The sequence below is a fragment of the Streptomyces sp. NPDC059456 genome (assembly GCF_042750055.1).
In the GTDB taxonomy this organism is placed as follows: Bacteria; Actinomycetota; Actinomycetes; order Streptomycetales; family Streptomycetaceae; genus Streptomyces.
This window is the reverse complement of sequence record NZ_JBHYVA010000779.1, coordinates 1-3718: the sequence shown is the minus strand read 5'-3', so window position 1 is coordinate 3718 and position 3718 is coordinate 1. Positions and strand designations below refer to the sequence as shown.

General features: G+C 71.8%; 2 protein-coding genes and 2 pseudogenes. 1 reads left to right on the top strand and 3 read right to left on the bottom strand.

Annotation, left to right across the window (positions count from 1 at the left end; translation table 11 throughout):
* Positions 1-277: pseudogene (locus ACFXA3_RS38300) on the top strand (hypothetical protein); the annotation flags it as partial.
* 111 nt (positions 278-388) lie between these two features.
* Here the strand turns inward: ACFXA3_RS38300 and ACFXA3_RS38295 are convergent.
* From ACFXA3_RS38295 to ACFXA3_RS38285, 3 genes and pseudogenes are all read right to left on the bottom strand, one after another.
* Positions 389-766 (bottom strand): annotated as a pseudogene (locus ACFXA3_RS38295) (ATP-binding protein); the annotation flags it as partial.
* 179 nt (positions 767-945) lie between these two features.
* A complete protein-coding gene (locus ACFXA3_RS38290; protein WP_385195249.1) occupies positions 946-2688 on the bottom strand; it encodes a pyruvate dehydrogenase in 1743 nt (580 codons plus the stop codon).
* Positions 2689-2749: 61 nt separating this feature from the next.
* Positions 2750-3718: protein phosphatase 2C domain-containing protein (locus ACFXA3_RS38285; protein ID WP_385195247.1), on the bottom strand; the 969-nt coding region annotated here is incomplete at its 5' end.

The window sequence follows — 3718 nt, the reverse complement described above, 5'->3', positions numbered from 1 at the left end:
ACACTCTCATATTCGGCGGCTGCGTCTGTTGTTTATAAGAGACCGGGCCCCCGGCTCGGGCTCCGCGCCGGTCGGCGCGGAGCCGGCCATAGCGGAAACGGGACAGCTGCCCGCCCCGCACCGCCGGCCCTCCCTGCAGGCCGTGCACGGAACCGAGATGACTGAGGTGACCGGACCCCGGACGGTGGACCTCACCGCCGAGGACGACACCCAGACCATCCCCCGCCTCGACTCGCTGGAGCGCAAACTCAAGGACCTGGAGCAGCAGTTCGGCTGACCGCCACGACCCCGGAGGGCCCGACCGTCAGGCGGGCCCTCCGTCGTACGCGGTGTCGAACGTGGCGTCGTACATGCCGTCGTACACGGCCTCGTAGGCGCGGCCGCCGAGGCCCCCGGCCAGCTCGAACCACACGACCTTGCCGCCGGCCTGCACCTGCGACTCCACGCCCCAGGCGTCGGCGAGGGCCTGCACCAGCATCAGCCCCCGGCCGTGCGTACCGTCGTCGGCGGTCGGTACGTACGGCCGGGGCCGGCGCGAGACGTGGTCCCGGACCTCCACCCGCAGCCCGTCCGCGGCGAGCCGCGCGGACACCTCGGCGCCCTGGTCGGTGTGGACGAGGGCATTGGTGACGAGCTCGGTGATCAGCAGCTCCGCCACCTCGGCGGTGTCGGCCGGACATCGATGGCGCATCAACTCCCGTAACGCCCGGCGGACTTCGCCCACCGCTTTGAGATCGGCCCGGCGAACGCTCCGGGTGATCTCCACCGCGTCCCTCGCTCCCCCGCCCTCGGCGGACGGTTCACGCGGTACGGGCCACCCTCTCCTCCACTGCTTCCCGGTCTTCGCCCCCACCCGCACGGCGATGTACCTCCCCCGTATCCCGACGGATCTCGAACTGGTCTACGGGATGCATGCCCGCCGGGGCAATCCGCACTCCTGCCGGGTTACGGACGGGGCACGTTGCGTAGGTTGGATCGAGCCATCTGGATCATCCGGCCCACCCCGCCGTCCAGCACGATCTTGCTGGCCGATAGTGCGAAACCGGTCACCATTTCGGCGCTGATCCTGGGTGGAATCGACAAGGCGTTGGGATCGGTGACCACGTCCACCAAGGCGGGCCCCTTGTGCCGGAAGGCGTCCCGCAAAGCCGCTGTGAGCTGCTTGGGCTTCTCCACCCGGACGCCGTACGCGCCCGCCGCGCGGGCGATCGCCGCGAAGTCGGGGTTGTGGTTGGCCGTTCCGTACGAAGGAAGGCCGGAAACCAGCATCTCCAACTCGACCATGCCGAGGGATGAGTTGTTGAAGAGGACCACTTTGACGGGCAGGTCGTACTGCACCAGGGTGAGGAAATCTCCCATCAGCATGGAGAAACCGCCGTCGCCCGACATCGACACCACTTGACGGGTCCGGTCCGTGAACTGTGCGCCAATGGCCTGCGGGAGGGCATTGGCCATGGACCCGTGGCTGAAGGAGCCGATGATGCGGCGCTTGCCGTTCGGGGAAAGATAGCGCGCCGCCCATACGTTGCACATGCCCGTGTCGACGGTGAACACGGCGTTTTCGTCGGCGAGTTCGTCGAGGACGGAAGCCACGTACTCGGGGTGGATCGGAGTGTGCTTCTCCACCTTGCGCGTGTACGCCTTCACCACGCCTTCGAGGGCGTCCGCGTGCTTCTTCAGCATCCGGTCCAGGAAGCGGCGGTCCGTCTTGGCCTTCACCCGGGTGTTCAGGGCGCGCAGGGTCTCCCGTGCGTCACCCCAGACGGCCAGGTCCAACTGCGAGCGGCGGCCCAGGTGCTCGGGACGGATGTCCACCTGGACGATCTTCACGTCGTCGGGCAGGAAGGCGTTGTACGGGAAGTCCGTGCCGAGCAGGATCAGCAGATCGCACTCGTGGGTGGCCTCGTACGCGGCCCCGTAGCCGAGCAGCCCGCTCATGCCGACGTCGTACGGATTGTCGTACTGGATCCATTCCTTGCCGCGCAGGGCGTGCCCGACGGGCGCCTTGACCCGCCCCGCGAACTCCATGACCTCGGCGTGCGCCCCGGCGGTGCCGCTGCCGCAGAACAGCGTGACATTGTCGGCCTCGTCGATCAGCCGGACCAGCTTCTCGATCTCCCCGTCACCGGGGCGTACGGTCGGCCGTGCGGTCACGATCGCGTGCTGGACGCTCTTCTCGGGGGCCGGGAGGGACGCGATGTCGCCCGGCAGCGAGATCACGCCGACGCCGCTGCGGCCGACGGCGTGCTGGATGGCGGTCTGGAGCACCCGGGGCATCTGCTGCGGATTGGAGATCAGCTCGCTGTAGTGGCTGCACTCGGTGAACAGCCGGTCCGGGTGGGTCTCCTGGAAGTAGCCGAGGCCGATCTCGCCGGACGGGATGTGGGAGGCGAGGGCGAGGACGGGGGCCATCGAACGGTGCGCGTCGTAGAGGCCGTTGATCAGGTGCAGGTTGCCGGGGCCGCAGGAGCCCGCGCAGGCGGCGAGCCGGCCCGTGATCTGGGCCTCCGCTCCGGCGGCGAAGGCAGCCGTCTCCTCGTGCCGCACCTGGATCCACTCGATGCCGCCGGTCCTGCGGATGGCGTCGACGACCGGGTTCAGGCTGTCGCCGACGACCCCGTACATGCGGCGCACGCCCGCGCGCACGAGGATGTCGACGAACTGCTCGGCCACGTTCTGCTTGCCCATGGAAAGGCGCCCTTCCGTTGCCTGCCGGGTACGCCCGTCCATCCATGCACACTCTGCGCGGTCACGCCTCCCAGACGGCGGCGGCCGTCCGGTCGTCGGCGTAGCCCTTGACGCGGAGCTGGGTGTCCGCGAGGAAGGCCGCGAGGCCGGGGGGCTCCGCGTCGGCCCAGCGGGCGGCGAGTTCGGCCGGCAGCAGGGCCTCCTCCCGCATGGGGTCCGCCAGGCCGCCCGAGCAGAGCAGCAGGGTGTCCCGGGGGCGGGCCACGGCGGCCCGGAACCGGAACCCGTCGCCGGGGGATTCCGCGGGGACCGCCTCCGGCTCCGGCTCGAGGTCTTGCCAGTCACCGGCCCGCAGCCGGAACAGCCCGCCGGCGCCCGCGCCGAAGCAGATCCGGGTCTTGCACTCGGGGTCGATGGGGAGCAGCAGCACGCGCAGCCCGGCGGTGTACGCCTCCTCCGGCAGGCCGAGCTCGGCGGCGTGCGCCCGCAGGCGCCCGTAGCCCCGGTCGGTGAGCCGCTGCAGCCCCGAGCGCAGGGCGTCGCGGCGGCCGGCCCGGATGTCGTCGGCCAGCCGCTCCCGGCTGCGGCCGACGGCCGACGCGATCCAGCGGCACAGCTCGGCGGCGGCCTCGGCGGCGCCGGGGGCGGCGCGGTCGCCGCCGGCGAGGGCCACGAGGACGAGGGCGTCGTCGCCGGTGCCGAAGCGGGTGGTCAGCAGGAAGTCCCGGCGGGTCTCGCCGCGGAAGCGGGCGGAGTCCCCGCGCACGGAGGCCGCCCGCAGGGTGTACGCCCCGTGCCGGGCCCCTTCCAGGACGGTGTCGGGCACGAGTTCGTCGAGCGCCCCGGGATCGGCCACGGGCAGCGCCCCGGGCTCGGCGGCATAGGTCGGCGCCCGATCCCCGAGATACCCCGCGACGGGCCGCTCCCCGCCCGCCGGCCCGACCGGCGCATCGCCCCCGGACACCGGACCGGGGTCGGGGCCGGGCTGCACGTCGGCGACGCCCTCGTCCAAGACCTCGACCGGAGCCCC